Origin of the sequence: Pseudomonas sp. GL93, from assembly GCF_003408955.1 — a bacterium.
Lineage (GTDB): Bacteria > Pseudomonadota > Gammaproteobacteria > Pseudomonadales > Pseudomonadaceae > Aquipseudomonas > Aquipseudomonas paracarnis.
In genome coordinates, this window is sequence record NZ_NKRF01000002.1 from 220,622 (window position 1) to 247,218 (window position 26,597).

General features: G+C 58.7%; 26 protein-coding genes and 1 pseudogene. 13 read left to right on the forward strand and 14 right to left on the reverse strand.

Features of this window, described 5'->3' with window-relative positions:
* The first annotated feature begins 115 nt into the window (after positions 1-115).
* Entirely contained in the window at positions 116-949 is an 834-nt protein-coding gene (locus CER19_RS01110) for a nucleoside-binding protein (protein ID WP_116665080.1), read from the forward strand.
* Between the two features lie 127 nt (positions 950-1,076).
* Here CER19_RS01110 and punC read toward each other — a convergent pair whose 3' ends face one another.
* Complete coding sequence (punC, locus tag CER19_RS01115; RefSeq protein ID WP_116665081.1) at positions 1,077-2,261, reverse strand: purine nucleoside transporter PunC; 1,185 nt, start codon at positions 2,259-2,261, stop codon at positions 1,077-1,079.
* Positions 2,262-2,383: 122 nt separating this feature from the next.
* On the opposite strand from punC, the gene punR reads away from it, so the two are divergent.
* On the forward strand, positions 2,384-3,298 hold the full coding sequence (gene punR / locus CER19_RS01120; protein ID WP_116665082.1) for a DNA-binding transcriptional activator PunR: 915 nt from the start codon (positions 2,384-2,386) through the stop codon (positions 3,296-3,298).
* A gap of 131 nt (positions 3,299-3,429) precedes the next feature.
* Here the strand turns inward: punR and CER19_RS01125 are convergent, their stop codons facing one another.
* Positions 3,430-4,599, reverse strand: coding sequence for an acetylornithine transaminase (locus CER19_RS01125; RefSeq protein ID WP_116665083.1), 1,170 nt, complete (start codon positions 4,597-4,599; stop codon positions 3,430-3,432).
* 102 nt (positions 4,600-4,701) lie between these two features.
* Here CER19_RS01125 and CER19_RS01130 point away from each other — a divergent pair, with 102 nt between their 5' ends.
* Positions 4,702-5,607, forward strand: coding sequence for a LysR family transcriptional regulator (locus CER19_RS01130; protein ID WP_116665084.1), 906 nt, complete (start codon positions 4,702-4,704; stop codon positions 5,605-5,607).
* Here the strand turns inward: CER19_RS01130 and CER19_RS01135 are convergent.
* Positions 5,604-6,227, reverse strand: coding sequence for an HAD family phosphatase (locus tag CER19_RS01135; protein ID WP_116665085.1), 624 nt, complete (start codon positions 6,225-6,227; stop codon positions 5,604-5,606). The genes CER19_RS01130 and CER19_RS01135 overlap by 4 nt on opposite strands.
* 305 nt (positions 6,228-6,532) lie before the next feature.
* Positions 6,533-7,726: an enoyl-ACP reductase FabV gene (fabV, locus tag CER19_RS01140; RefSeq protein ID WP_116665163.1), complete on the reverse strand. Its 1,194-nt coding sequence runs from the start codon at positions 7,724-7,726 to the stop codon at positions 6,533-6,535.
* 276 nt (positions 7,727-8,002) lie between these two features.
* On the opposite strand from fabV, the gene CER19_RS01145 reads away from it, so the two are divergent.
* From CER19_RS01145 to CER19_RS01160, 4 genes are all read left to right on the forward strand, one after another.
* The gene (locus CER19_RS01145) at positions 8,003-8,827 is read left to right on the forward strand and encodes an aspartyl/asparaginyl beta-hydroxylase domain-containing protein (protein ID WP_116665086.1); all 825 of its coding nucleotides are present in this window, start codon (positions 8,003-8,005) and stop codon (positions 8,825-8,827) included.
* 148 nt (positions 8,828-8,975) lie between these two features.
* Positions 8,976-10,349 carry a nucleotide 5'-monophosphate nucleosidase PpnN gene (ppnN, locus tag CER19_RS01150; RefSeq protein ID WP_094774420.1) on the forward strand — a complete coding sequence of 458 codons (1,374 nt, stop codon included), beginning with the start codon at positions 8,976-8,978 and terminating at the stop codon, positions 10,347-10,349.
* Between the two features lie 172 nt (positions 10,350-10,521).
* Complete coding sequence (locus CER19_RS01155) at positions 10,522-10,779, forward strand: AbrB/MazE/SpoVT family DNA-binding domain-containing protein (protein WP_003189727.1); 258 nt, start codon at positions 10,522-10,524, stop codon at positions 10,777-10,779.
* A complete protein-coding gene (locus CER19_RS01160; RefSeq protein ID WP_116665087.1) occupies positions 10,776-11,171 on the forward strand; it encodes a PIN domain-containing protein in 396 nt (131 codons plus the stop codon). The genes CER19_RS01155 and CER19_RS01160 overlap by 4 nt, the downstream gene beginning before the upstream one ends.
* Before the next feature lie 137 nt (positions 11,172-11,308).
* Here the strand turns inward: CER19_RS01160 and CER19_RS01165 are convergent, their stop codons facing one another.
* Both CER19_RS01165 and CER19_RS01170 read right to left on the reverse strand, forming a co-directional pair.
* On the reverse strand, positions 11,309-11,638 hold the full coding sequence (locus CER19_RS01165) for a YXWGXW repeat-containing protein (protein WP_034135113.1): 330 nt from the start codon (positions 11,636-11,638) through the stop codon (positions 11,309-11,311).
* A gap of 170 nt (positions 11,639-11,808) precedes the next feature.
* Positions 11,809-12,705: a LysR family transcriptional regulator gene (locus CER19_RS01170; protein ID WP_116665088.1), complete on the reverse strand. Its 897-nt coding sequence runs from the start codon at positions 12,703-12,705 to the stop codon at positions 11,809-11,811.
* Between the two features lie 99 nt (positions 12,706-12,804).
* On the opposite strand from CER19_RS01170, the gene CER19_RS01175 reads away from it, so the two are divergent.
* Complete coding sequence (locus CER19_RS01175; RefSeq protein WP_116665089.1) at positions 12,805-13,476, forward strand: NADPH-dependent F420 reductase; 672 nt, start codon at positions 12,805-12,807, stop codon at positions 13,474-13,476.
* 64 nt (positions 13,477-13,540) lie between these two features.
* Here CER19_RS01175 and mqo read toward each other — a convergent pair whose 3' ends face one another.
* Complete coding sequence (mqo, locus tag CER19_RS01180; protein WP_116665090.1) at positions 13,541-15,187, reverse strand: malate dehydrogenase (quinone); 1,647 nt, start codon at positions 15,185-15,187, stop codon at positions 13,541-13,543.
* Between the two features lie 482 nt (positions 15,188-15,669).
* On the opposite strand from mqo, the gene CER19_RS01185 reads away from it, so the two are divergent.
* A complete protein-coding gene (locus CER19_RS01185; protein ID WP_116665091.1) occupies positions 15,670-16,857 on the forward strand; it encodes an MFS transporter in 1,188 nt (395 codons plus the stop codon).
* A 186-nt stretch (positions 16,858-17,043) separates the two neighbouring features.
* On the opposite strand, the gene CER19_RS01190 is transcribed toward CER19_RS01185, so the two are convergent.
* From CER19_RS01190 to CER19_RS01200, 3 genes are all read right to left on the reverse strand, one after another.
* Positions 17,044-17,262, reverse strand: coding sequence for a hypothetical protein (locus tag CER19_RS01190; RefSeq protein ID WP_116665092.1), 219 nt, complete (start codon positions 17,260-17,262; stop codon positions 17,044-17,046).
* 146 nt (positions 17,263-17,408) lie between these two features.
* Positions 17,409-17,774, reverse strand: a complete 366-nt coding sequence (locus tag CER19_RS01195) for a DUF6124 family protein (protein ID WP_116665093.1) — start codon at positions 17,772-17,774, stop codon at positions 17,409-17,411.
* 424 nt (positions 17,775-18,198) lie between these two features.
* Positions 18,199-18,978 (reverse strand): hypothetical protein, encoded by a 780-nt coding sequence (locus tag CER19_RS01200; protein WP_116665094.1) that lies wholly within the window; start codon positions 18,976-18,978, stop codon positions 18,199-18,201.
* Positions 18,979-19,324: 346 nt separating this feature from the next.
* On the opposite strand from CER19_RS01200, the gene dusA reads away from it, so the two are divergent.
* Positions 19,325-20,320 carry a tRNA dihydrouridine(20/20a) synthase DusA gene (dusA, locus tag CER19_RS01205; RefSeq protein WP_116665095.1) on the forward strand — a complete coding sequence of 332 codons (996 nt, stop codon included), beginning with the start codon at positions 19,325-19,327 and terminating at the stop codon, positions 20,318-20,320.
* 195 nt (positions 20,321-20,515) lie between these two features.
* Here dusA and CER19_RS01210 read toward each other — a convergent pair whose 3' ends face one another.
* Entirely contained in the window at positions 20,516-21,262 is a 747-nt protein-coding gene (locus tag CER19_RS01210; RefSeq protein ID WP_116665096.1) for a hypothetical protein, read from the reverse strand.
* A 410-nt stretch (positions 21,263-21,672) separates the two neighbouring features.
* On the opposite strand from CER19_RS01210, the gene tal reads away from it, so the two are divergent.
* Positions 21,673-22,599 carry a transaldolase gene (tal, locus tag CER19_RS01215; protein WP_019818234.1) on the forward strand — a complete coding sequence of 309 codons (927 nt, stop codon included), beginning with the start codon at positions 21,673-21,675 and terminating at the stop codon, positions 22,597-22,599.
* A 202-nt stretch (positions 22,600-22,801) separates the two neighbouring features.
* Here the strand turns inward: tal and rssC are convergent, their stop codons facing one another.
* Both rssC and rssB read right to left on the reverse strand, forming a co-directional pair.
* The gene (gene rssC / locus CER19_RS01220) at positions 22,802-23,284 is read right to left on the reverse strand and encodes an anti-sigma factor antagonist RssC (protein WP_010566476.1); all 483 of its coding nucleotides are present in this window, start codon (positions 23,282-23,284) and stop codon (positions 22,802-22,804) included.
* The gene (gene rssB, locus CER19_RS01225; protein ID WP_116665097.1) at positions 23,284-24,465 is read right to left on the reverse strand and encodes a two-component system response regulator RssB; all 1,182 of its coding nucleotides are present in this window, start codon (positions 24,463-24,465) and stop codon (positions 23,284-23,286) included. The genes rssC and rssB overlap by 1 nt, the downstream gene beginning before the upstream one ends.
* A gap of 276 nt (positions 24,466-24,741) precedes the next feature.
* Here rssB and CER19_RS01235 point away from each other — a divergent pair, with 276 nt between their 5' ends.
* A complete protein-coding gene (locus tag CER19_RS01235; protein WP_116665098.1) occupies positions 24,742-25,038 on the forward strand; it encodes a PilZ domain-containing protein in 297 nt (98 codons plus the stop codon).
* A 62-nt stretch (positions 25,039-25,100) separates the two neighbouring features.
* Here the strand turns inward: CER19_RS01235 and CER19_RS01240 are convergent.
* Positions 25,101-25,789 (reverse strand): annotated as a pseudogene (locus CER19_RS01240) (VacJ family lipoprotein).
* A 195-nt stretch (positions 25,790-25,984) separates the two neighbouring features.
* On the opposite strand from CER19_RS01240, the gene CER19_RS01245 reads away from it, so the two are divergent.
* Entirely contained in the window at positions 25,985-26,593 is a 609-nt protein-coding gene (locus CER19_RS01245) for an HAD family phosphatase (protein WP_116665099.1), read from the forward strand.
* Positions 26,594-26,597: the final 4 nt, after the last annotated feature.

The window sequence follows — 26,597 nt, forward strand, 5'->3', positions numbered from 1 at the left end:
TGTTAAGACTGTATGTCCATAGAGTTGTATACAATCAATCGAACAAGATACCCTCCAACGGCGTTACAAAAACAATCCGGCCGTCACGAGCCAGAACGCCAAAGGACCAAAAATAATGAAAAAGGCACTACAGGGCGCCACCGTCGCATTGACCCTTCTCGGCGGCGGGGAGGCTGTCGCGGTGGAATGGATGAACAACAGCGTCGGGTTTCGCTACGGGCAGCACTTCACCAACCCGAACAACCCCGACGACTTCAGCAAGCGCATCTACAGTTTTACCCACGCCAGCGGCTACCGTTACGGCAGCAATTTCTTAAACCTCGATGTGTTCCTGTCCGACAGCAGCGACCCGCGCAAGGGCACCGACCACGGTGGCAGCGAGGTGTACGCCGTGTACCGGCATCAGCTGTATGCCTCACGCGTGTTCGACTTGCCGCAGGGCACGGGGCTGATCAAGGATTACGCGCTGACCCTGGGCTTCGACGCCAACCGCAACAACAACTTCGCTTCCGCCAAGAAGCGCGCCCTGGTGATCGGCCCCACGTTGAAGTGGGGCACCGTCGGCGTGCTGGACCTGAGCCTGATGTACTACAAGGAAAAGAACCACACTGGCATCCCTGGCGCGCAAGAGTCGAACCACACCTTCGACGACACCTACATGCTTAACCTGACGTGGATGCGCCCGTTCGAAGTCGGCAACCATGCGGCGAAATTCCAGGGATTTATCAATTACGTCGGGGAGAAAGGCGAGGATTACCATGGCCGCGATACGGCAGCGGAGGCCTTGATGCGTACGGCGCTGATGGTGGCGGTGCGACCGGGTAAAAGCGTGAAGCCGAACCTGTACCTGGGGGTGGGTTATGAATACTGGCATAACAAGTTCGGCGTGGACGGTGGCCGTGGCAGCCGCACCTCAACACCGACGCTGAACATGGAAGTGACGTTCTAACTGAAGAACCTCAAAAACCTGTGGGAGCTGGCTTGCCTGCGATAGCGGTGTATCAGTGCCAGATGGGCTAACTGTCAGCCCGCTATCGCAGGCAAGCCAGCTCCTACATTTTGCTCGTATTGTCAGCTCAGGCGCTGGCCAGTTCGGAAGAATTGCCCTTCGGCCGCGCCAGCCAATACCCCAACACCGCCAGCGGCGCCGTCGCCAACATCACAATCACCGTAATCAACAGCGGTTGCTCGATCATCGAGGACACCAACAGGCTGGCCAGGAAGCACAGACCCAACTGCAGGGTGTTTTGCAGGGCCGCCGCCTTGCCGGAGTTTTCCGCAAAGGGCATCAGCGCATTCGCCACCACAATCGGGTAGCTGGCGCCGTTGCACAGCGCCATCAGGCAGAACGGGATCAACAAGGTGGTCAGGGTCGGCACACTCAAGGTGGCCACCAGGTACAACGCCACCATGCTCAAGCAATAGGCGACCAGCAACCACGGCAGCAGGGTTTTACCCGGCAGGCGCTGCAAGGCGCTGCGGCAACTGTAGCCGCCAACGAGAAACGCCAGGGTCGGCAGTACGTAGCTGAGGCCGATGTCATTGGGGCTGTAGCCCATGCCACCGAGGATAAACGGCGAGGCAGTCAGCCATGCGAAGAAGCTGGCCGAACAGGCGGCGAAGATCATCACATTGCCGGTAAACACCCGCGAGGTGAGCAATTGCCCATACCCCAGGCGCACCGGGCTGCCCTTGTGCTCCGAACGCTTGGGCACATTGCGCAGGAACAAGGTCGGCAACAGTAGCAACAACGACACCACCAGCAATACGCCGAAGATCGCCTGCCAGCCAAAGTGATTCAACACCATGGCGCCCAACAACGGTGCAAGGGCCGGCGACAGCGACATCAACGGCATGATGCTGGCGAAGACGCGATGAGCCTTGTCGGCCGGGTAGCGATCAATCACCAAAGCCTGCCAGCTTACGGCCGCGGCACACACGCCAATCGCCTGCATAAAGCGCAGAGCCAGCAGCTGCGGCGCGGTCTCGACCCAGAACATGCCCAGGCAACCGAGCACAAACAGGCTCAGGCCAGCAAGCAGGATGGGCTTGCGCCCCAGGCGGTCCGAGAGCGGCCCCCACAGCAACTGCCCGACCGCAAAGCCGGCAAGGAAAATACTCAAGCTGGCGCCCACCGCGCCAGCACCAATGTTCAACTGCTCGCCCATGGCGCCAAACGCCGGCAAGTACATGTCCATGGAGAGATAACCGAGCATGCTCAGCCCCGCCAGATACCAGGTAAAACCAAAAGAATTTTTCATCGAAGCCTTGTAGATACTGCCATCAAACTATTTGCTGACTGGCGCCCATTATGAAGCTGACAATATTCGTGTGAAGCGATAATAATTGGACACTCTCATCAATAATTTTGAAGGCAGCGCCCATGTGGTCGGAATATTCCCTGGATGTGGTCGACGCCGTTGCCCGTCACGGTAGCTTCAGCGCCGCCGCCCAGGAACTGCACCGCGTACCGTCGGCCATCAGCTACACGGTGCGCCAGCTCGAAGAATGGTTGGCCGTGCCCTTGTTTGTGCGCAGGCATCGCGACGTAGAACTGACCCCCGCCGGCCGTTTGTTTATCGACGAAGCCCGCGGCGTAATGAAAAAAATGCTCGGCACCCGGCGCCTATGCCAACAGGTGGCCAATGGCTGGAGCGGTCAGTTGAAGGTGGCCGTGGACTCCATCGTCAAACCCCAGCGCTGCCGGCAGTTGGTGCTCGACTTTTATCGGCAGTTTCCCGAAGTGGAATTGCTGCTCGAATACGAGGTGTACAACGGCGTGTGGGATGCGCTGGCGGATGAACGCACCGACATCGTGATCGGCGCCACCAGCGCAGTGCCGGTGGCCAGCCACTTCAGCTTCCGTGACATGGGCCTGTTGAACTGGCTGTGCGTGGTCAGCGCCCGGCACCCGCTGGCGGAGGTGGAAGGTTTGCTCAGTGATGACCAACTGCGCCCCTTTGCCTCGCTGTGCATGACCGACACCTCCCGCCACCTGCCCAAGCGCGACACCTGGACCCTGGATAACCAGCGCCGCCTGGTGGTGCCCAACTGGGCGTCGGCCCTGGATTGCCTGCGCGATGGCCTGTGTGTAGGGATGGCGCCGGCCCATCAGGTATTGCCATGGATCGAACGCAGGGACTTGGTGGCGCTGCAGTTAAGCCGGCCATTTCCGGCCAGCCCGTCATGTGTGGCGTGGGCGCAGAACAAGCTGTCGCCGGCCATGGCGTGGTTGTTGGAGTACTTGGGGGATACCGAAACCATGAACCAGGAATGGCTGAATGGCCCCTCCCTCTGATCGTTCCCACGCTCCGCGTGGGAATGCTGCCCTGGACGCTCCGCGTCCGCTCTTAAGGCGTGACGCAGAGCGTCACAGGAGGCGTTACCACGCAGAGCGTGGGAACGAGCATCGCCCCCTTCCGCACTTTTTCAGTCCAGTAGGCGGGTGATGGCTCGCACGATCATCTCCACTTCCTTACGCTCCAGCGTCAGCGGCGGCAACAGGCGAATGACCTTGCCCCGCGTGACGTTGATCAACAGCCCGTGCTCCTGAGCCGCCCGTTGGGCCAGGTCGCGGTAAGGGCTTGCCAGTTCAATGCCGATCATCAAGCCCTTGCCACGAATCGCCCGCACCTGCGGATGGTCCTCCAACTCCATACGTAAACGCGCCAGCAAGTGTTCGCCCTGGCGTGTGGCATTTTCGAGCAAGCCTTGCTCCTGAATAATCTCCAGCACCGTACACCCGACGCGACACGCCAGCGGGTTGCCGCCAAAGGTGCTGCCATGGCTGCCTGGGGTGAACAGCTCAGCGACGGCAGCACGGGCCAGGCAGGCGCCGATGGGCACGCCATTACCAAGGCCTTTGGCCAGGGTCATCACGTCTGGCACGATGCCTTCGTGCTGGAAGGCAAACCAGGCGCCGGTGCGCCCGATGCCAGTCTGGATTTCGTCGAGCATCATCAGCCAGCCGTGGCGCGTGCAGTGCTCGCGCAGGGCTTTGAGGTAGCCCGACGGCGCTACCAACACACCACTTTCACCCTGGATCGGTTCAAGCAGCACCGCCGCGATACGCGTGCCGAACTGTGCGGTGACCGCCTCCAGGGCCGCCATGTCGCCAAACCCAACCTTGATGAAATCGCCGGGCAGGCGCTGGAACCCCAGGCGCACCGAGGGCCCGTCGCTGGCGGCCATGGTGCCTAGCGTGCGGCCGTGGAAGGCGTTCTCCATCACGACCACCAACGGCCGTTCGATGCCTTTTTTCCAGCCATGCAAACGCGCCAGCTTCAGCGCCGTCTCGTTGGCTTCGGCGCCGGAATTGTTGAAGAACGCGCGGTCCAGCCCGGACAGTTGGGCCAGGCGCCGGGCCAATTGTTGTTGCCAGTCGATGCTGTAGAGGTTGGAGGTGTGCAGCAGCAAGCCGGCCTGCTCGCTGATGGCGGCCACTAACCTGGGGTGGGAATGGCCAACATTGGTCACCGCCACGCCGGCCACGGCGTCCAGGTATTCGCGGCCTTGTTGGTCCCACAGGCGCGTGCCCAGGCCGCGGGTGAAGCTCAGGGCCAGGGGTTGATAAGTGCTCATCAGGCAGGCGGCGGTCATGGTGGAGGCTCCAGTGCATCGTTGGGGTGGATCAAGTATGGTTAACCACCCTCGCTGGATAAACGCACAATTACTGCAATAACTTTAAACCAGGGCTTGATAATGGATCTGTTCCAGGCAATGTCGGTGTACGTGAAAGTCGTCGAGACCGGCAGCATGACCGCCGCCGCGCAGGAATGCGGGATTTCGACCACCATGGTGGGCAACCATCTGCGGGCGCTGGAGCAACGGCTTGGCGTCAGCTTGCTCAAACGCACCACGCGCAAACAGAACCTCACCGAATTTGGCGAGCAGTATTATCAGCGCTGCCTGGAAGTGCTGGGGCTGGTGGCCGACTCGGAGCTACTGGCCGAGCAGGTCCACAGCGAAGCCCCTAAAGGCAGCCTGCGCATCACCGCGCCTCCCGTTTTCGGCACCGAACGCCTGGTGCCGGCCTTGAGCGAGTTTTCCCAGCGCTACCCACTTATCGACCTGTACGTGGTGATGAGCAATGAGCGCATGGACCTGGTCGACAGCGGTTTTGACGTGGCGATCCGTCTCGGCGAACTGGAAAGCTCCAGCCTGATCGCCCGGCCTCTGCAGGCCTACACCCTCACCCTTTGCGCCTCCCCTGCTTACCTGGCGCGACGCGGCACACCGCAAACCCCGGATGACCTGCAGCAGCATGACTGCCTGGCGTTCGCCTACCCCGCAAACGACAACTGGCGCGACACCGATAAACTCTGGCGCATGACAGGCGATGAGGGTGAGGTGGAGGTGCCGGTGTCTGGCTCATTGACCATCAACAGCTCGCAAGGCTTGCGCCAGGCCGCCATCAACGGCATGGGCATCATCATGTTGGCCGATGCCCTGGTGCAACCGGACCTGGAGAGCGGCAAGCTGGTGGCCTTGCTGACCACCTATAAACTGCCCAGCCGCCCCATGCACCTGATGTATCGCCAAGACCGCTATCGCCTGCCCAAGCTGCGGGCGTTCGTCGACTTTGTGATGGAGAAATGGGCGCGCTAGAACGCCACGCCCAACTCCCGCAAGCGCGTGGCGGTGCACTCAGCCGACACATGGTGGATGCCCTGCCAGCCCAACGCGATGGCGGCCTCGATATTGCCGGCGACGTCGTCGATAAACACCACTTCACTGGCCTGGATATCCGGCAGGTGCGCGCGCACCTGACTGAGGCTGGCGTGGTAGATCGCCGGATCAGGCTTGATCAACTTCACCTCGCCGGACACCAGAATATTGCGAAAACGCTTCAGAAATGGGTAGTTGGCCCGGGCGTAAGGGAAGGTTTCAGCCGACCAGTTGGTGAGCCCGAACAGCGGCATATCAACCTGGTGCAACGCTTCGAGAATCGCCACGCCCTCGGGTAATTCAGCACGCAGCATTTCGGGCCAGCGCTCGTAGTAAGCCTGGATCAGGGTCTTGTGCTCGGGGTATTGGGCAATCAGGGTGCGGGTGGCTTCAGCCAGGGAGCGACCGGCATCTTGCTCGGTGTTCCAGTCCTGGGTGCAGATGGTGTCGAGGAACCACTGGCGCTCGACGTCGTCGGCAATCAGCTTGCGGTACAGATGCTGGGGGCTCCAGTCGAACAGGACACCGCCGAAATCAAAAACTACTGCACGAATCGTCATCAGATCCTCCGTTAGCGTGGCTTGACAGCTGCTGGAGTCTGACAGATCTGAAAGAGGGAGGCGCGCGCCGAGGCGTAAGAAGGGTCTGAAAAGACAGAGGGGAGTAGGCACGGCCAAATTGAGCGAACGCAATGCTCAAAGCAACGAAGATCAAATGTGGGAGCTGGCTTGCCTGCGAAAGCGGTAGTGCAGTCACAGATGCCGCGACTGACGCACCGCCTTCGCGGGCAAGCCCGCTCCCACAGGGGATTTGCGTTAACTGACTGACATCAGGGCAAGCCAGCTCCCACCTTATTGACCGGGTTTTAAGCCTGGATCAGACCGTTGATTTTGACGGTCGGGTTCACATCCGCATCGTAATCCACGCCGTCAATCTCAAAGCCAAACAAGCGCAGGAACTCAGCCTTGTAACCGGCAAAATCGCTGATCTCGTTGACGTTGTCGTCGGTCACCTGGTTCCACAGCGCGGCCACGGCGTCCTGCACCTTCGGTTCCAGCTCGGCCAGGTCGGCGCGCAGGCGGCCATCGGCGTCGAGTTTCGGCTGGCTGCCGTACAGGCTGTCCTTGAACAGGCCGTAGACCTGCTCGATGCAGCCTTCGTGGGTGCCCTGCTCTTTCATCACCTTGAACAGCAGCGACAGGTACAGCGGCATGATCGGGATCGCCGAGCTGGCCTGGGTGACCACGGCCTTGAGCACCGACACACGGGCGTCGCCCTTGAGCGCAGCGAGGTTTTCGCGCAGGGTCAGGACTTTCTTGTCCAGGTCTTTCTTGGCTTCACCGATGGAGCCGTTCCAGTAGATGTCCTGGGTCAGCTTCTCACCCAGGTAGGTGAACGCGGTGGTCTTGGCGCCTTCGGCCAACACATCAGCGTCACGCAGGGCGTCGATCCACAGCTGCCAGTCTTCGCCGCCCATGACCTTCACGGTGCCGTCGATTTCTTCCTGGGTTGCAGGCTCAAGCGTGGTGTCGACCACCACGCCCTTGTCGGTGTTGATCCCGCGCAGGGTCACGGCCTTGCCGATTGGCTTGAGGGTGGAGGTGTGCACCACGCCTTGCGGGTCGGTACGGCGTGGGGCGGCCAGGCTGTAGACAACCAGGTCGATCTTGCCCAGGTCTTTCTTGATGGTCTCGATGGTCAGGCGCTTGATCTCGTCGGAGAACGCGTCGCCGTTGATGCTCTTGGCGTACAGGCCTTTTTCCACAGCAAACTTCTCGAACGCCGCGCTGTTGTACCAGCCGGCGGAGCTCAGCTTGCCTTCTTCGCCTTCTTTCTCAAAAAACACGCCCAGGGTGTCGGCGCCGCAGCCAAACGCAGCACTGATGCGCGCGGCCAGGCCGTAGCCGGTGGAGGCACCGAGGACCAGTACCTTTTTAGGGCCGCCTTCGATGACGCCGTTTTTGGTTACGTAGTCGATCTGCTCTTTGACGTTCGCTTCACAGCCAACAGGGTGAGCGGTCACACAGATAAAGCCACGAACCCGCGGTTTGATGATCATAAAAATTTCAGCCTCTTCCAAGGTGCCGAAGGCCAATAGTGGCCATTCAACTTCAATCGTACCGGTCTATGACGCCTGAAAAACCGAAGCGTCACGATAGTCGCAAATCTTCTGTTCTCAAAATTCAATCCATAAAACGCCGGAGCCTGCACGGCAACGGTTACAAATTGTGCAGCGGCTTCACAATTTCACCCTATTTAAAAACGCCTGCCGCCGGCAGAAACCCCTATGATGACGATATTGTTTCAATATGTTTCGGCTTTGGAGCCTCGTTTCATGAGCAAAAATGCTGTCGGCAAAAAGCTGGTGTCCCTGGCGTGGGTGCTCGGCGTTCTGCTGTTGATCTATTGTTTCCCGCGCAGTTGCCTGGTGTTTCTGCTGTTGGTGGTGTGCTGCGGCGTTTATGACTTCCTGCGTAACGGCCTGTACGACCGCGACACCATCAAGAAGTATTTTATCGGCAACGGTCGAAATACCTGGGTGCTGGCACCGTTCAACACCCTGCTCGACCTGCTGAGCAGCCGCAACCGGCATGTCTATACCATGCAAGACCTGCCGCCGGCCTGGCGCGAAGACCTGCAACAGGTGATCGACGACGCCATGGCCCGCAAGGATGACATCATCAGCTACCTGGACGAGCGCATGGCCGAGAAGAAACGCGGCATGTTGTTTTTCCAGTGGTACGGTCGCCCGATCGAAACCACCCTGGATATCCCGCAGCTGCGCAAGAAACTGCCGTTCGTGAAAACTATCGGCGTCTCGGTGTTCAACGAGAACCGCTCGACATCTTTCCACTTCGGCCCCCTGCGCATGATGTTCCGTGTGCTCTACAACATGGCGCCAGCACCGCACCATGAGGGCGTGTATATCCAGGTGGGCAAGCACAAACACTACTGGCACGACGACCCACTGTTTATCTTCGATGACACGCTGATGCACGCGTCCTTCAACAAAAACGGCGCCAAACGCTACTGCCTGTTCATTGATATTGTGCGCCCGACCCTGCTGCCCTCGGTGCTCAACGCCGTGATCGCAGGCTTTGCCGGGCTGGTCTTTACCCTGCGTCGGGTTTTCTACAAAAACTGGAAGCTGATTCAGTAAGTTCTGCGGCATGATGGTGTTGGACGGCATTTGCGCTGGGCCTTGCGCCTGAGGTAAATAACCGTCTCGTGCGACCTTAATTGGCGCTCACCCTTCTCAAGCCATCGCCCCCAAGCGGGCGCGGTGGTTATGCTTTCAAGGAATCAGAATGCCCCAACGTCAAGTCATCAACGCCTCCGTCAGCCCCAAGGGCAGCCTCGAAACCCTGTCCCAACGTGAAGTGCAGCAACTGAGCGAAGCCGGTACCGGCAGCATCTACACCCTGTTCCGCCAATGCGCCCTGGCGATTCTCAACACCGGCGCGCATATCGACAATGCCAAGACCATCCTCGACGCCTACAAAGACTTTGAAGTGCGTATTCACCAGCAAGACCGTGGCGTACGCCTGGAACTGCTCAACGCCCCGGCCGATGCGTTCGTCGATGGCGAAATGATTGCCAGCACCCGCGAAATGCTGTTCAGCGCCCTGCGCGACATCGTCTACACCGAGAACGAGCTGGACAGCCAGCGTATCGACCTGAGCAACTCCCAAGGCATCACCGACTACGTGTTCCACCTGCTGCGCAACGCCCGTACGCTGCGCCCGGGTGTGGAGCCGAAGATCGTGGTGTGCTGGGGCGGCCATTCGATCAACACCGAAGAATACAAATACACCAAGAAAGTCGGGCACGAACTGGGCCTGCGCAGCCTTGATGTGTGCACCGGCTGCGGCCCCGGCGTAATGAAAGGTCCGATGAAAGGCGCGACCATTTCCCACGCCAAGCAACGCATCACCAATGGCCGTTACCTGGGCTTGACCGAGCCAGGCATCATCGCCGCCGAAGCGCCGAACCCCATCGTCAACGAGCTGGTGATTTTGCCGGACATCGAAAAACGCCTGGAAGCCTTCGTGCGTGTCGGCCACGGCATCATCATCTTCCCCGGCGGCGCCGGTACGGCCGAGGAGTTCCTGTACCTGCTGGGCATCCTCATGCACCCGGACAACCGCGACGTGCCGTTCCCGGTGGTGCTTACCGGGCCCAAACATGCCGCGCCTTACCTGGAACAATTGCACGCGTTTGTCGGTGCCACCCTGGGCGAAGCGGCGCAGAAGCATTACCAGATCATCATCGACGACCCGGCCGAAGTGGCCCGCCAGATGACCACCGGCCTCAAGGCGGTGAAGCAGTTCCGCCGCGAGCGTAACGACGCGTTCCACTTCAACTGGCTGCTGAAGATCGACGAAGGCTTCCAGCGCCCGTTCGACCCCACCCACGAAAACATGGCCAGCCTGCAACTGAGCCACGCGCTACCGCCCCATGAACTGGCAGCCAACCTGCGCCGGGCGTTCTCGGGGATCGTGGCGGGTAACGTCAAAGACAAAGGTATTCGCCTGATCGAAGAAAACGGCCCGTATGAGATTCACGGCGACCCGGCCATCATGAAACCGCTGGATGAGCTGCTGAAGGCCTTCGTGGCCCAGCACCGCATGAAGTTGCCAGGCGGCGCGGCCTATGTGCCGTGCTATCGCGTGGTGCAATAAGCCCGCGGCGGTCAGTCATAGTTTGTATCCGTTTGGGGCATGGCCCGGCGTGTGAGGCTCGAGAGTTCGGACTAGGGTTTTACTATTCCGACTCATTCACCTCAGCGAGCGATCTATGGACCAACGGATATTGTCCTCTGTCATTCCTTACCCTAAGGTAAGGAATATCACGATGGAGATCTTCACTATGGCCACCGCCACACTCACTTCAAAAGGGCAAATTACCATCCCTGTGCAGGTCAGAACGGCCCTGGGCCTGGAAACAGGCGACCGGGTGGAATTCGTCGAAATGGAAGACGGCACGTTTTCCATGATTGCCGCGAGCAAAACCGTCAAGGACCTCAAGGGTTTGATCCGCAAGCCCGCCCATGCCGTGTCTATCGAAGACATGAACCGCGCCATCGCGGCCCAGGGAGCAACCGCTGGATGATCGGCCTGGATACCAACGTGCTGGTGCGTTACCTGACCCAGGACGACCCGGTTCAATCAGCCAAGGCGTCCCAACTGATCGAATCGCTCTCGGCCGCCTCGCCAGGCTTTGTCAGCCTGGTGACGCTTACGGAGTTGGTGTGGGTGTTGCAGTCCTGCTACCAGTCGGCCAAAAGCGACGTGGTGACGGTGCTGGAAACCTTGCTGCACACACGGGAACTGACCGTCGAGCACGCCGATATCATCTGGCAGGCATTGCGCAAGTTCAGCGCAGGCAAAGCCGACTTTGCCGACTGCCTGGTTGAACGCTGTGGCCATGCGGCGGGGTGCGAGTACACCGCCACCTTTGATCTGAACGCGGCCAAGGCAGCGGGGATGAAACGGCTCGACTAGCCCGCTTTGTTTGTGTAGGAGCGAGCTTGCTCGCGAAAAACTCACAGGCACCGCGTGCAACCTGAATGCCCGCGTAACCGTTGACGTTTTTTCGCGAGCAAGCTCGCTCCTACAGAGGAAAGAGTGATGAGGTTGGGTCAGCGAACCCAGCCGCCGATCTGCCAGTGGTAGCCATCATTACGCTGCACCCAGTGCGGGTGTACATAACGATAACCCTGACGCACCGGTTCCCAATGGCCGTGCACTGCTACATAACGCCCGCCTTCCCAACGCCAGTAACCGCGTGACCAGATATAACCCTCGCGTACCGCCGGCTCGACTTCTATCACCTGCACCGGAGGCGGCTGCGGCGCCACCACATCAACATACTCACGTTGCACCGGCCTGCGCTCATGCACGACACGCTCTTGCACACACCCGGAAGCCGCGACCACCATGGCGGCCAATGCTGCATAACGTAGCAACATACAAAACCCTCGGGCGCGAACGCCCAACACCTGCATCAGAAAGAAATCCTTCCTTTGTTGCAGCCGGGCCCTGCTTGGGCCTGGGTTATTTTTAACAGGAGATGTCTGTCAGATTGCTGAACCTGTAGACCTTTAACGTGCCTCCCGGCGACCGCCACGGCGGTGATCCTTCATACCGGACCAAAACGTCCCAGCACAGCCTCGACAAAGCACCGCAACTTGGCGGTGCGCTGGCGATTTGCGGTGTAGACCAAATGCATCGACCGGCTCGGAGCCTCAAACTCCGGTAGCACCCGCACCAACTCGCCACTCGCCAACGCCGTTCGCAGAAAGTCTTGCGGGCCGAGCACGATGCCAAAGCCATCCAATGCCGCCGACATCAAGGCCCGGCTTTCATTGATGAGCAAACGACTGGCCACCTGTACCTTGTAGGAAACCGTGCCCTGGAAGAACACCCACTCTCGATCCGCCGGACGCGATGAAAAGGCGTAGCCCAGGCACTCATGATGTTCAAGATCTACCGGCTTCTGCGGCGTGCCTCGCGCCATCAGGTAAGCCGGTGCAGCGCAGGCCACCAACCGATAAGGGGCCAGAGGCCTCGCCGTCAGGCCGCTCGTGCCCAGCGGACCAATGCGAAACGCGGCGTCGTAGCCCTCCTCCACCAAGTCGACGAAACGATCCGTCAGGTGTAAATCGACTTCTACCTGTGGGTTGTCACGTAAAAACCCGGTGATCAACGGCATCAGGCTGTAGGAGCCAAAGGTCACCGGGGCGGTGACCTTCAGCTTGCCGCGCGGCGTGTCGTTCATGACCTGTGCCAGGGCGTCGGCGGCCTCGGCCTCCGTCAGGATATGCTTGCAGCGTTCGTAATACTCCCCTCCCAGTTCAGTCAGGCTTTGTCGACGCGTAGTGCGGTTGAGCAATCGCGCACCCAAACGTTGTTCCAACGCGGTGACATGCTTGGCCACCATCTGCGGCGACATGCCCAAGCGTTCGGCTGCCCTCGCATAGGAGCCCAATTCAGCGGCGATCACGAAGGCGTTCATGCTTGATAGGCGGTCCATCATTCCCAACTCCCAGTAACAACACCTACACCAAAATGATGATTTATCACGTTATGGTTGCCAATCATCATAGCCACGTCCTACTTCCACTGGAGCAAGCACATGAAGATTGGCGTGATTGGAGCAGGTTTTATCGGGCGTGCCGTGGCGCAACTGGCGCTTGCCGCCGGGCATAAGGTGATGTTGAGCAATTCCCGCGGCCCACACACCATGAGCAGCGTGGTGAGCGGCATACTCGGCGTGCAAGTGGGCAGCGCGGATGATGCCGCCAGGTTTGGCGATGTAGTACTCGTGGCGATTCCGCTGGAGCACTACCGCAGCGTCCCTGCCCAATGGCTGGAGGGTAAGACGGTGATGGACGCCAACAATTACTACCCCGATCGCGATGGGCATATCCCGCAACTCGACCGTTTTGAAACCACTACCAGCCGATTGCTGGCCGACCATTTGCCGCAATCACACGTGGTAAAAGTATTTAATGCGATCTTCGCCCCAGACCTGACGCAGGATGCCCGCCCGCGCGGCGCTCCTGACCGCCGCGCATTGCCAGTGGCAGCAGATGACGCTGCGGCAAAGGCGCAAGTGATTACGTTACTCGACGAACTGGGTTTCGATGCCGTGGATGCCGGTAGGCTGGATGAAAGCTGGCGATTCGAGCGGGCCAAACCTGCGTATTGCGTGCGCCTGGACCAGGCTGGCTTGAAGGCTGCGCTGGAGGCGGCCGAACGTGCGGTTGAGCTGCCCCCGGTTGAGCGACACCCGCCGCGATCCTGAACATTCCCCCACAAAAAAGCCCGCTGACCGTCACCGGTTCAGCGGGCTTTTTCGTAGATGTTGCTTACAGCGCCAGGTCAGAAACCGGCTTGCTTGGCTCAGCCGCAGGCTTGGCAGCCTCGGTGGCCTGTGGAGCAGCCAGCTGCGGAATCGCAGGTGGCGGGGTCAGTTGCAGGACACCGGCGGTGTAGGCCCATTCCTTGGCAACCGCTTCAGGGCTGTCGTTCAGCTTGGTGCCGTAGCTTGGCACGATCTGGTGCAGTTTTTCCTGCCAGGCCGGGCTGGCTACTTTGTCCTTGAACACCTTTTGCAGCACGGTCAGCATGATCGGAGCCGCGGTGGACGCGCCTGGCGATGCCCCCAACAGGCCTGCGATGGTGTTGTCAGCAGAGCTGACCACTTCGGTACCGAGCTTCAGCACGCCGCCTTGCTCTTCGTCACGCTTGATGATCTGCACACGCTGGCCGGCTTGCCACAGGCGCCAGTCGGACTGCTTGGCGTTCGGGAAGTACTCTTGCAGCGCCTTGAAGCGGTCGTCATCGGACAGCATCAGTTGGCCGGCGAGGTACTCGACCAGTGGGTATTCACGAATACCGACTTTGGTCATAGGCCAGATGTTGTGGGTGGTGGTGCTGGTCAGCAGGTCCAGGTACGAGCCTTCCTTGAGGAACTTGGTCGAGAAGGTTGCGAATGGGCCAAACAGAATCACGCGCTTGCCATCCAGCACGCGGGTGTCCAGGTGCGGAACCGACATCGGTGGCGAACCTACCGAAGCCTTGCCGTAGGCCTTGGCCAGGTGCTGCTCCGCGATGGTCGGGTTCTCGGTCACCAGGAACGAACCACCGACTGGGAAGCCTGCGTATTCCTTGCCTTCAGGAATGCCCGACTTCTGCAGCAAGTGCAGGGCACCGCCGCCGGCGCCGATGAACACGAACTTGGCGTCAGTTTCAGTCTTGGTGCCGTCTTTGAGGTTTTTGTAGCTCACACGCCACGAACCGTCGGCGTTCTTGGTGATGTCCTGCACTTCGCTCGACAGCTTCAGGTCGAACTTTGGTGTGGTTTGCAGGTGAGCGACGAACTGGCGGGGGATCTCGCCAAAGTTTACGTCCGTACCGATCGGGCTCCAGGTGGCCGCGATTTTCTGGTTGGGGTCACGCCCTTCCATCATCAGCGGAACCCACTTGGCGATCTGCGCCGGGTCTTCGGAATACTGCATGCCAGCGAACAGCGGGCTGGCCTTCAGGGCTTCGTAGCGCTTTTTCAGGAACTTGATGTTGTCATCGCCCCACACAAAGCTCATGTGCGGTGTGGAGTTGATGAACGAACGCGGGTTCTTCAACACGCCCTGCTGAACCTGCCAGGACCAGAACTGACGGGAGATCTGGAACGCTTCGTTGATCTCGACCGCTTTAGGGATCTCAACGTTGCCGTTCTTGTCTTCCGGGGTGTAGTTCAGCTCAGCCAGGGCCGAGTGGCCGGTACCGGCGTTGTTCCAGCCGTTGGAGCTTTCTTCGGCCACGCCATCGAGGCGCTCGACCATCTCCATCGACCAGTCCGGTTCCAGCTCATTGAGCCAGACACCCAGGGTCGCACTCATGATGCCGCCGCCGATCAGCAGCACATCGACTTTCTTTGCCCCTTCCGCGTGAACGGACGTGATCCCCATCGACAAAGCCAGCCCCAGCAGGGCAGTGTTTACTTTTTTAAACATCAGTAGCACCTATGATAAAACGCCATCCGCCCTACCGCCTCTGGTCATGAGTAACCCTCGTTCACGCTACGTCAGGCAACGTACCGCGGGGTCTGCACATTCACATGAAAGCTGCAGGGTGGGCACACAAGGCCGATGGATCGACCTCACTGTTATGTCCCTTCTGCGCTGACTTCTTATCGTTATTGGCTTCAGCTACCTGGGCAACAGCCAACCGCTGGGACGTATACGGGTGTACGCACCAGGGAAAGACTAGACCAAGACGGCGCGCAGAATATCACGCTAAACAGCGTTTATGCGCCGTTTGGCCAATTGACAGGCCTAAATCGCCGGTTTTAATGCGCCCCTGTCAAGCCTGGCAGCCGCGACCTGCGGTCACAGGCGTGGAACTCTGCCGAAAATGGCGGTTCTAGACACCTTCGTCGCGGCTTGCGTAGCATCGGCGACCGTCCTTCGTGCACACCTTTCACACAGAGTTACCCATGACTATCCAGCAAACACCCGGGCAGGTACTGCCCGCGCGCAGCGCCGCCAAAATGGAAGCGGCCATGGCCGTGGGCGCCTTCGCGATCGGCACCGGCGAATTCGCCATCATGGGCCTGATGCCCGACATCGCCCAAAACCTGGGCTTGAGTGAACCGCAAGTCGGCCACGCCATCAGCGCCTACGCCCTGGGCGTGATGGTCGGCGCCCCGCTGCTGGCCATCCTCGGCGCCAAGCTGCTGCGCAAACACATGCTGCTGTTGCTGATGGGCCTGTACGCCCTGGGCAACTTCGCCACCGCCTTCACCCCCACCTTCGGTTCGCTGGTGGCCTTCCGCTTTATCAGCGGCCTGCCCCACGGCGCCTACTTCGGCATCGCCGCCGTGGTTGCCTCCAGCATGGTGCCCACCGACAAACGCGCCGGCGCCGTAGCCCGCGTGATGATGGGCCTGACCCTGGCCATGCTGCTGGGCAACCCTATCGCCACCTTCCTCGGCCAACACCTGGGCTGGCGCTCGGCGTTCGCTCTGGTCAGCGTGATCGCCCTACTCACCATCGCCCTGGTCTGGCAATTCGTGCCCCACCGCCACGACGAACAACGCAGCGACCCACGCAAAGAACTGCGCGCCTTCACCAAACCCCAGGTATGGATGGCCCTGTCCATCGGCGCGATTGGCTTTGCCGGGATGTTCTGCGTATTCAGCTACCTGGCGCCGACCATGCTGGAAGTGACCAAGGTCTCGCCGCAGTGGATCCCCTTCGGTCTCGCCGCGTTTGGCGTGGGCGGCATCATCGGCAACATTGCCGGCGGCAAGCTGTTCGATCGCATGCAATTTAGGGCGGTGGGTTTGATATTGGTATGGGCGATGGCCGTGCTGCTGTTCTTCCCCTTCGCCGCCTCGTCGCTGTGGGGCGTGCTGCTGAGCATGGGGTTGGTTGGCACTATGGTTGCGCTGGCAGCACCGTTGCAGATTCGCCTGATGGACATTGCCCACGAAGCGCCGAGCCTGGCGGCAGCATCCAACCATGCGGCGTTTAACCTGGCGAATGCGCTCGGCCCGTGGTTTGGCGGCATGGCCATCACTGCCGGCCTCGGCTGGACCAGCACCGGCTACATCGGCGCCGCGACAGCGCTGGTAGGCCTGGGCCTCTACCTGATAGCCCGGCGCATGAAAGGCGGCCACTGACGCCCTACTGGATCAAACTGTAGGTGGGGCTTCCAGTTGTAGGAGCGAGCTTGCTCGCGAAAAACTCACCGGCACCGCGTTCACTCAGGAAGCCCGCATTATCGTTGACGTTTTTCGCGAGCAAGCTCGCTCCTACAGAAGGCGATGACACTTAACTGGCAGGCATTAGTGCTTGCCCCCACTCCATCAATCATCATGCAGCAGCCCCGAACCATACTCCCCATAACTACTGCCCAGCCCACTACCGCCAAAATTCATTTTCGCGGCTTTGTTGGGGCTATGGTCACCAAATGCCTGGCATCCGCCTGAAAAGCACGGGTCACTGCTCAAGGCTGGTGAAGATGAACAAGCACTCAACATCAACGTGCCGGTGATCATCACAACTTTGACGAGGTTCGAGATCATGGTTTCAGTTCCCTGTGGGCTGGAGGCGCTGGGGTCCTCTCTCAGTAGGGGAATCGTAGACCTCAACGGCGCAGGGATTATGAAACTTTGCTGGGAGACAGCATGAGTTCAGGTTGCCGCCTTGGGTTAGGCGGCGGGGATGGTTGTCAGACTTTGACTGAGGCAGTCACGGGCGCGACTTGTTCCTGGGCTCGGTCAACGAGCAGCGAGCTCAACTCGATTAACTGCTGAATGCCCAAGGCGATGGCGCGCTGGGAGTCGTCGAGGTCGAACGCTAGGGTGGCGGCCATTTCGTTGGCGGATGCGAGGTTTTCGGCGGCGTTGGCCAGGAGGGTTTCAGGGTCGATGGTTGGGTTTACGAGGAATAGGTTGTCGCTTGGGCTTTCGGCGGGCGCAGCGTCGTCGGATGGGGGCAAGTGATGATGGATTGCTCGGTGGGCTGCGGCTTGAAGCTTGGGATCAGAAGATGCAGCGTTTGAGGCATAAGGCGGATTACGTGTGACTTTGTACATGGCGAAGCTCCTTTAGCGTTTAAGGAACTGCCTATCTCACTTCCACATGAGGGGTGGCAGCTGTACGCAGGTGTGGAAGACCAGGGCTAAAGGACCCGGCGCACCGAAGTGCCCCGCGCACAGCCGCCATAAGCAATCATACAGACGTAAAAAAACGCCGGTAGGTGTTTATGGGCGATTGAGCGCCTTCAGCTTGGTCGGACTTCCACATCCGGCCGCTGGATTGGCAGCGGCTTGAGGAGGTTAGCTAGGGGAGGTCTGAGGGGCAAGCTGAGAAAAATGTGGGATATTTCCTAGAAATTTTGACATGTTCCTAGAGATTGCTCTATCACTTATCGCCTATCGGCAAATCATGCAAACAACCAAGCTAGCTATAATCTATAAAAACAGCGAGAGAGTTTTGCTCTCCCGCTTAACAACAAAATCAAACAGCAGCATCAACAACCTCAGTAACAAAATCAAATATAAAGTCTAAACCAATATCGCACCAATCCATCCCCCAACGCGGGCCTGACTCAAGCTGCCACCGCGCAACGATTGGATACATCGGGTCGAGGTTGTACTCAATTATCGGTTTACTCGCATCTGCAAGGGGGACCTTATTTTCCTCGGGTACCTTAGCTACCGTATGCGAAGAGACAACAGCCCAAAGCAAATTCTTAAAATGGCGCGAATCCATATTGCCTCGTCTCAAAACCTCATCAATGTATGTTACTGATGAAAAATTGCTATAAACCAATTGGGAGATACCCTTAAATAAGAGTTTTTTCCCTTCAGGGTCTCCAGCTTCCGCTCTAATCCCCAAATCGACTCCGCCTTTATAATAAGACAGCAATATTCTTGAAACATCATCTATACCATACCTCTGAACATCAATATTTAGGTCGCACGAACTGTAGTTATCCATACCAAAAAAGTTATACACTCTAAACTTCACATATTTATTTCCTTGCGGCAAAGCTGAAGGCCCCTCACGCCTAGCACGATCGAGAAACAAAGGGCTGAAATAATTTCCAAAGCCGTAGCACAGCCATCCCCTTCCAATATCATGAGGGCACTCAAACCACCCTTCCCGGCTACCAAACTGCCTAGAAGAGGTATCGCTACCGGCAGGTTTAGACTCCGAAATCTTTACCTCTTGAACTTTGAACAGCGGCTCGCCCTGAACAATCTCAAAAAAAAGTAAATACGCCCAACTTTTCATAAAGCCTCCACAAAAATCGACAACACAGAGACGACAGGTTATAGGCACTCAGAAAAATAAATAACTGTCAGAACTCACAGTTCTTAATACGAATTCGAAATAACCTCAATCTCAACTTATAATAATTCTGGCTTTTCAAATCAGCTCAAGAAGCAAAAACACAGACACCAGGGCAAGAGGCATATCGGCAAACGAGGAAAAATTTGTTTATCCAACGCTGGGGAAAAGGGGACAGATTTATTTAATATTTAATATTTGGGGCTCGCGCCACCCAATCAACACCCAGCCCCCTCCGACCCATTCCTGATAAACTGCCCACCCTTCGCATTCTCCATCCAAGACTCCAATGCCTTCAGCCATAGCTCCACCGCAAGTCCTCTCCCGCCGCTTCTCCGTCGCCCCCATGATGGATTGGACGGACCGCCACTGCCGGTTCTTCCTGCGCCTGCTCTCCAAACACGCCCTGCTCTACACCGAGATGGTCACCACCGGCGCAATCCTCCACGGCGACCACGAGCGCTTCCTGCGCCACAACGAAGCCGAGCACCCGCTGGCGCTGCAATTGGGCGGGAGTGTTCCAGCCGATCTGGCCGCCTGCGCCCGTATGGCCGAGGCCGCCGGTTACGACGAGGTGAACCTGAACGTCGGCTGCCCCAGCGATCGCGTACAGAACAACATGATCGGCGCGATCCTGATGGCGCACCCTGCCCTGGTGGCGGACTGTGTGAAGGCGATGCGCGATGCGGTGTCGATCCCTGTAACGGTGAAGCACCGTATCGGCATCAATGGTCGGGACAGTTACGCCGAGTTGTGTGATTTCGTCGGGACAGTGAAGGAGGCCGGTTGCACCAGTTTTACCGTGCATGCGCGGATTGCGATTTTGGAGGGGTTGTCGCCCAAGGAGAACCGGGACATTCCGCCGTTGCGTTATGACGTGGCGGCGCAGTTGAAGCGGGACTTTCCGGAGTTGGAGATCAATCTCAACGGTGGGATCAAGACGTTGGAGCAGTGCCAGGAGCATTTGCAGACGTTTGATGGGGTGATGCTGGGGCGGGAGGCTTACCACAATCCGTATCTGCTGGCGGAGGTGGATCAGCGGTTGTTTGGCAGTGAGGCGCCGGTGATTAGCCGGGCGCAGGCGTTGGCGCAGTTACGGCCTTATATTGCTGAGCATTTGGCCAGTGGTGGGACGATGCATCACATTACTCGGCATGTGCTGGGGTTGGGCACTGGTTTTCCGGGGGCGCGCAAGTTCAGGCAGTTGTTGTCGGTGGATATTCATAAGGCGGCGGATCCATTGGCGTTGTTGGATCAGGCGGGGGCGTTGTTGGAGGGGCGGTGATTGGTCGAGTGTCAGTTGGTTTAGATGGAGGCTGACACTCCGCTATCGCAGGCAAGCCAGCTCCCACATTTTTGCCTGGTGAGTGTCAGGTAAGCGCTCATTGGGTGTACCGACGTTATCGCAAGCCAGCTCCTACATGTTCAGCGGTGATTGCAAGGGCGCGGCAGTTGCTGCCGGCCCTTGCTGCACTGTTGTTTAGTTTTCCGGCACTGTTCCTTTGGGCACCGTTACCCATTGGTCGGTGTCTCGGTTATACCTTTTCCAATCTTTATCGGTTCTGACTTTGCGGTAAAGCGTATTGAATGTGGTGCCGCCGAGTATTTGAAATTGAACTTCACCGCCTGGCGTTTTGCAGTTTACCAACCCGAGAATGGGTGAGTTTGGGTTTACTTGAAGTGCATACACGGCATCTCCAAAGGTTCCGGTGGTGGCGTAGTCCAGTGCAAAACTCACGAACTGGCTTTTCGGGGTGTCGCTGGACTGTAAGGCGAGCAGTCGCATTGTGGTGTAGGTGGCGCCGTTAAAACCCAGCGCGTGCAGGTCAGGCCCATCGATGGCCCAGTACTCTTGGGGTGTGCCGCCTCCTTTGACATATTTGTCCAGGTCGTTTTGAGCCTTGGAGTAGATCACTCCGGCCTTGAGCTTCTGGACGTGCCAATTGTTGGTGTCTGCGCTCTCATACGCGCGGTACACCCAGGTGGCAGGCGCAGTCACTCGGGAGTCGGTGATCTTGCCGCCATAGGATGAGTTCAGCTCATTTTCCTTTTCCAGGGTGCGGCTCCCCATGGGTTTACCTGCCTTGGCGGTGTCAATGATGCCACGCATTTCCTGTGTATCGTAACAACCGGCGCTGAGGGCCTGCTGTACCGTCACATCGGCAAATACCGTTGTTGAACAAATAAAACCCAGGGCGGCGAATAGCGTTGATATATTCCGTTTCATTACATCTCTCCTTTGCTTTCAAACTAACAAACAGATTTTAATGCACAGGCACCCACGCACTTCGCCGCGGACAGTTATGTCATCAGAGTGTTTATCGGCCTAAGTTAGCGTTTGCCAATCAGGTATAGCACAAGCAAAAACAGCAACAACCAAAGAGATGAAAAATAAACTTTTCACAACTTCAAAACATTGATATTACCTCTATCAACTGGCTTGAAACCGGTGGCGCAGGTCGGGTGGAATCCGGTTGAACCTAGCTGCGATTTTGCCCTCCAATTGAGCACCACTGCCGGTTATTCAAACGGCCGTTTCCAGGTTATTGCCCTCGCAAACGACCTAACGCATTTGCGCCCTTGAGCGCCTGCCAGCGCTCGGGTAATGTCACTAGACCCACAGGACAGAGCACGCCCATGACTTCCAAGCTGGAACAACTCAAGCAATTCACCACCGTCGTAGCCGATACCGGCGATTTTTCCACCCTCGCCAAGCTCAAGCCGCAAGACGCGACCACCAACCCCTCCCTGCTGCTCAAGGCTGCCTCGATTCCTGGCTATGCCAAGCTGCTGGATGAGTGTGTGCAAGATTGCAACGGCGATGTGGGCCTGGCCAGTGACCGCTTTGCGGTGGCGGTAGGTCAAGAGATTCTCAAAGTAGTGCCGGGCCGTATTTCCACTGAGGTGGATGCGCGCCTGTCGTTCGACGAGGCCGCGATTCTCAAGCGTGCGCACCGTCTGATCGACCTGTATGACAAGGCTGGGGTTGGCCGTGACCGCGTGCTGATCAAGATCGCCTCCACCTGGGAAGGCATCCGCGCCGCTGAGAAGCTGGAAAAAGAAGGCATCCAGACCAACCTGACGCTGTTGTTCTCCTTCGCGCAGGCCGTGGCTTGTGCTGAAGCCGGTGTGTTCCTGATTTCGCCGTTTGTGGGCCGTATCTACGACTGGTATAAGAAGGCCAACGGCAACGACTACACCGGTTCCGATGATCCGGGCGTGCAGTCGGTGACGCGCATCTACAACTACTACAAGGCCAATGGCTACAAGACTGTGGTGATGGGTGCGAGCTTCCGTAACCTGAGCCAAATCGAAGAGCTGGCCGGGTGTGATCGCCTGACCATCAGCCCGGACCTGTTGGAGAAGCTGGCAGCCGATGAAGGCAAGCTGGAGCGCAAGTTGGCGCCAGGCCACGCCGGTGAGGCGCGGGTGCATATGACTGAAGCTCAGTTCCGTTGGGAGTCCAACGAGGACGCGATGGCGACTGAGAAGCTGGCGGAGGGGATTCGTCAGTTTGCTCGGGACCAGGAGAAGCTGGAGGCGTTGTTGTCGGCCAAGCTGTAAGGGCAGACAGCACCAAAAAGGGCGGCACCTGTGAGGGTGCCGCCCTTTTTTTGTCTTTCGACCATCTTAAGCCAGCCTCAGATCAACCTGTGGGAGCGGGCTTGCTCGCGAATGCGGTGGATCAGCCAAAGATGTACTCATTGGCAGACCGCATTCGCGAGCAAGCCCGCTCCCACATTTGGAATGTTATTACAACTGGAGGTCAGTGCCGCTCGAGGGCGTTGACGAGGTCGTGGAACGCTTCGCGGTTGGACTCGTTGAGGCCCATCAGGATCTTGTGCGCTTCCAGCACCTTGATCCGCACGACCTCCTCGGACTGGTCCTGGGACGGCAGGTCGGTGAGGCATTCCGGGCAGGGGATCGGGCGATCAACAATGTTGAACACCTGGTCAAAGCCCATGGACTGCAACAGACGGGTGATGTCTTCGTGGGTGGTGACCACGGTCGGCAAAAGGCCGACCTTCTGCCGCGACAGAATGGACAACTTGGCCAACAGGCCCAGGGTGGTGCTATCGATGCTGCGCGTTTCGGTCAGGTCGATCACAATCGCCGAGAAGTTCAGCGCTGTGAAGATCCGCTCGATCGTCGCATCCAGGGCCGAACACAAGGTCAGGCGCACTTCACCGACAAATTTCAGGACGAAGGTCCCGTCTTGCTCGGCGAATTGGATTCTTCCGGTACTCATCAAAGATTCCTGCTCAACACCAATAGGGCGATATCATCCGGCATCTCCCCTAGCGTGGCCAATCCAAAAACCTGCCGCAGGCCATCCAGGCTGCCGCCCGCCGACTTGACCTTTTGGGGCAAGGCGGCTTCTTTCTCTTTGAGTGTAGGCTCTGGAAGAAGGTCCAGAATACCGTCGGACATCAGCGTCAGGCTGAAGGTCGGCGGCAGTTCCAGGATGTGGTCTTCGTAGGTGGCTTCATTAAACAAGCCTACGGGCAGGCCACGCCCTTCCAGGTAGCGCACACTGTCAGGAGTGTATAAAACAGGCATCGGCAGGTGGCCGCCAATACTGTAGGTCAAAAGACCGGTTTCTTCATCGATCACGCCGCCGACCATCGTCACGTGCTTGCCCAGCTTGCAGCTGATCAGGCCCCGGTTGATGTGGCCCAGCACCTCGGAGGGCGTGAACTCCGGCAAGGTGCCATTGCGCTTGGACTCGAACAGCAGCCGTGTGGTCATGAACTTCAACAACACGGTCACAAAGGCAGAAGACGCGCCGTGGCCGGAAACGTCGGCCAGGTAGAACGCCACGCGGCGCTCATCGACACGGAAATAGTCGACAAAATCACCCGACAGGTACAACGACGGGATGATCTGGTGGGCAAACTTGAACTCGTCAATCGTCCAGGGGCTGACCGGCAACATGTTCATCTGCACCTGGCGACCGGCGTTCTGGTCTTCCTGCAGCAGGTTCAGGCTGGCTTCGAGTTCGCGGTTGGCGGTCTCGAGCTTTTCGCGGTAGCGCTGGTTTTCCAGGAGCAGGCGTGCACGGTCCAGGGCGCGGCGCACCGAGTGCTCCAGCACGGCCAGGTCTTCCAGGGGCTTGATCAGGTAATCGGCAGCGCCCAGGCGCAGGGCTTCGACGGCGTCGTTCATGACACCGGCACCGGACACGACAATCACCGGCGTTTGCGGGGCAAGGTCGGTCACCTGGCGAATCAGCTCCAGGCCGCCCATCTGGGGCATGCGCAGGTCGCAGATCACAAGGTCGGGCTTGTCGCGCTCGAATACCTGGAGACCCTGTTGGCCATTACTGACCTGCAGGACGCTGAAGCCACTGTCTTCCAAGTAGGCCGCGAGGCTCGCGCGCACTACTTCGTCGTCATCGATTATCAGCAGCGTGGCACTGGTTTTTTGCATGTGGGCAAACGGCGCCAGAATTAGGTTGGCGTAGGCGGCTCGGCAATGGCCGGGCTCACGTACTGGATTCGCTTTCTAGCCTCTCTGTCCTACAAAGCATTGGGATTTGGCCCATGCACAACGGTAAAGCAGAGGTGCCCTTCTAAGGCGCAGACGGTACTCCCATCCGTGAGGGGTTTCAAGCTCATGCCGATGGTCGCCGGGCGTCTTTACACCGCAAATCACCGGGAGTTATAAGAACCCTCACAACCACAACGCAAAGTAAGGATGGATGCTGTGAGCGAACACGAGCGCGACTACGCCGAAAAACGCGATTTCATCCGCATGCGAATAGATGCCGATGTGTCTTTGATCCATGCCGGGCAGGAGATCGCCGGTACCTGCGTGGACCTCTCCAGTTCCGGCATGCAGGTGCAGGCCCCCCGCCAGTTCACTGTGGGCGACCTGCTGACCGTGCGCATCGACTCAGAACATGCCGCCCTCAAAGGCCTCGAGGCCGATACAGAGGTGGTGTGGACCAAGGCGGCCGGGGAAGAACAGCAACTAGGCTTGAAGATTTTGAAAATGCGCTGAAAAGCGCGCACAAAAAAGGCGACCTTACAAAGGTCGCCTTTTTCATTTCAAAACGTCACAGCTTAAAAGTCGTCAACGACCTTGCCGTCCTTGACCTTGAACTCGCGGTTCTGCAGGTAAGCGTTACGAATGAAGGTGTACTTGTCGCCGCTGATCAGCTTCTCGCTGTCGAGCAGGCTGGCGCGCACGTCGACGACATTGAGGCCGAAGGTGCTGTTACGCCAGCCGATGTCGTTCATGTAGCGGTACGGTTGGGTGTAGCTATCGACGTATTTGGACGGCGCATCACGCAAGGTGCTTGGGCCCAGCAACGGGATCATCACGTACGGGCCACTGCCCACGCCCCAATAGCCCAGGGTCTGGCCGAAGTCTTCGTCGCTGCGCTGCAACCCCATTTTGGTGCCAACGTCGATAAAGCCCAGCACGCCAAATGTGGTGTTGACCAACAGGCGGGCGGTGTCGACGCCGGCATTGTGCGGCTTGAGTTGCAGCACGTTGTTAGCCAGGTTGCCGACATCACCGATGTTGCGGAAGAAGTTGTGAACGCCGTCCTGCACAAATTGTGGGGTGACGAACTGATAGCCCTGGGCGATTGGCTTGAGGGCGTAGGTGTCAACGGTGTCGTTGAAGGTGAAGATGGGGCGGTTGACGCTTTCCACGGGTCATCTTCCGGGGCCGCTTGGGCAGCGAACGGTGCCAACAGGATGGTGGCACACACCGATAGCTGAGCGAAGTACTGGCTCCAGCGCATAGCTTTTGCTCCTTGAATGGTCTGTCATGGGCGCTATGCCCTGAATAAGGCTGTCAGTATATGACGGAAGTGCCGATTTAGGCAGCTACCTAGAATCGTCTTAAGTAAAATGCACAAAATTCCTACAAATATCGACAGTGTCATCCCCTTGTCATGCCGCCCCGATAGCGTGGCAGCTATTTCAGGGACGTTCAGATGCCACACGCCGAGATTGCCGTCGCCGCCGCCCCCTCATTGACCGCCGTGTTATTTGGCCTGAGTGGCTGCCTGGTGGATTTCGGTTCCCTGGCGCGCACCGACTCACCGTGCGCCGACGCCGAGGCCACGCCAGGCGCATTGAAAATCCTGCGCAGCCTCAAAGAACAAGGCGTGCCCTGCGCCTGGCTGGAGGAACTGCCTCCCGCCGTGACCACGCCACTCTGCGCCGGCCTGCCTGGCTGGCTCAAGGCCGCCTCGCCCTCCTCCATTCGCTGGCCCGCGCCCCACGCCTGCTGGCAAGCCCTGATGGAGTTGAACATCGAACGCCTGGAAGGCTGCGTACTGGTCAGCGGCGAGCCGCGCCTTCTGCAATCGGGCCTGAATGCCGGTTTGTGGACCATCGGCCTGGCCTCCTGCGGTTCGCTCTGCGGCCTGTCGCCCCAGCAATGGCAGGCGCTGACCGAGCAGCAACGCGAATACAAGCGCGGCAAGGCCACGGTGGCGCTCTATGGCCTGGGCGTGCACTCGGTGATCGACCACCTGGGCGAACTCGGCACCTGCCTGGCCGACATCCGCCTGCGCCAGCTCAAGGGCGAGAAGCCCTGATCGA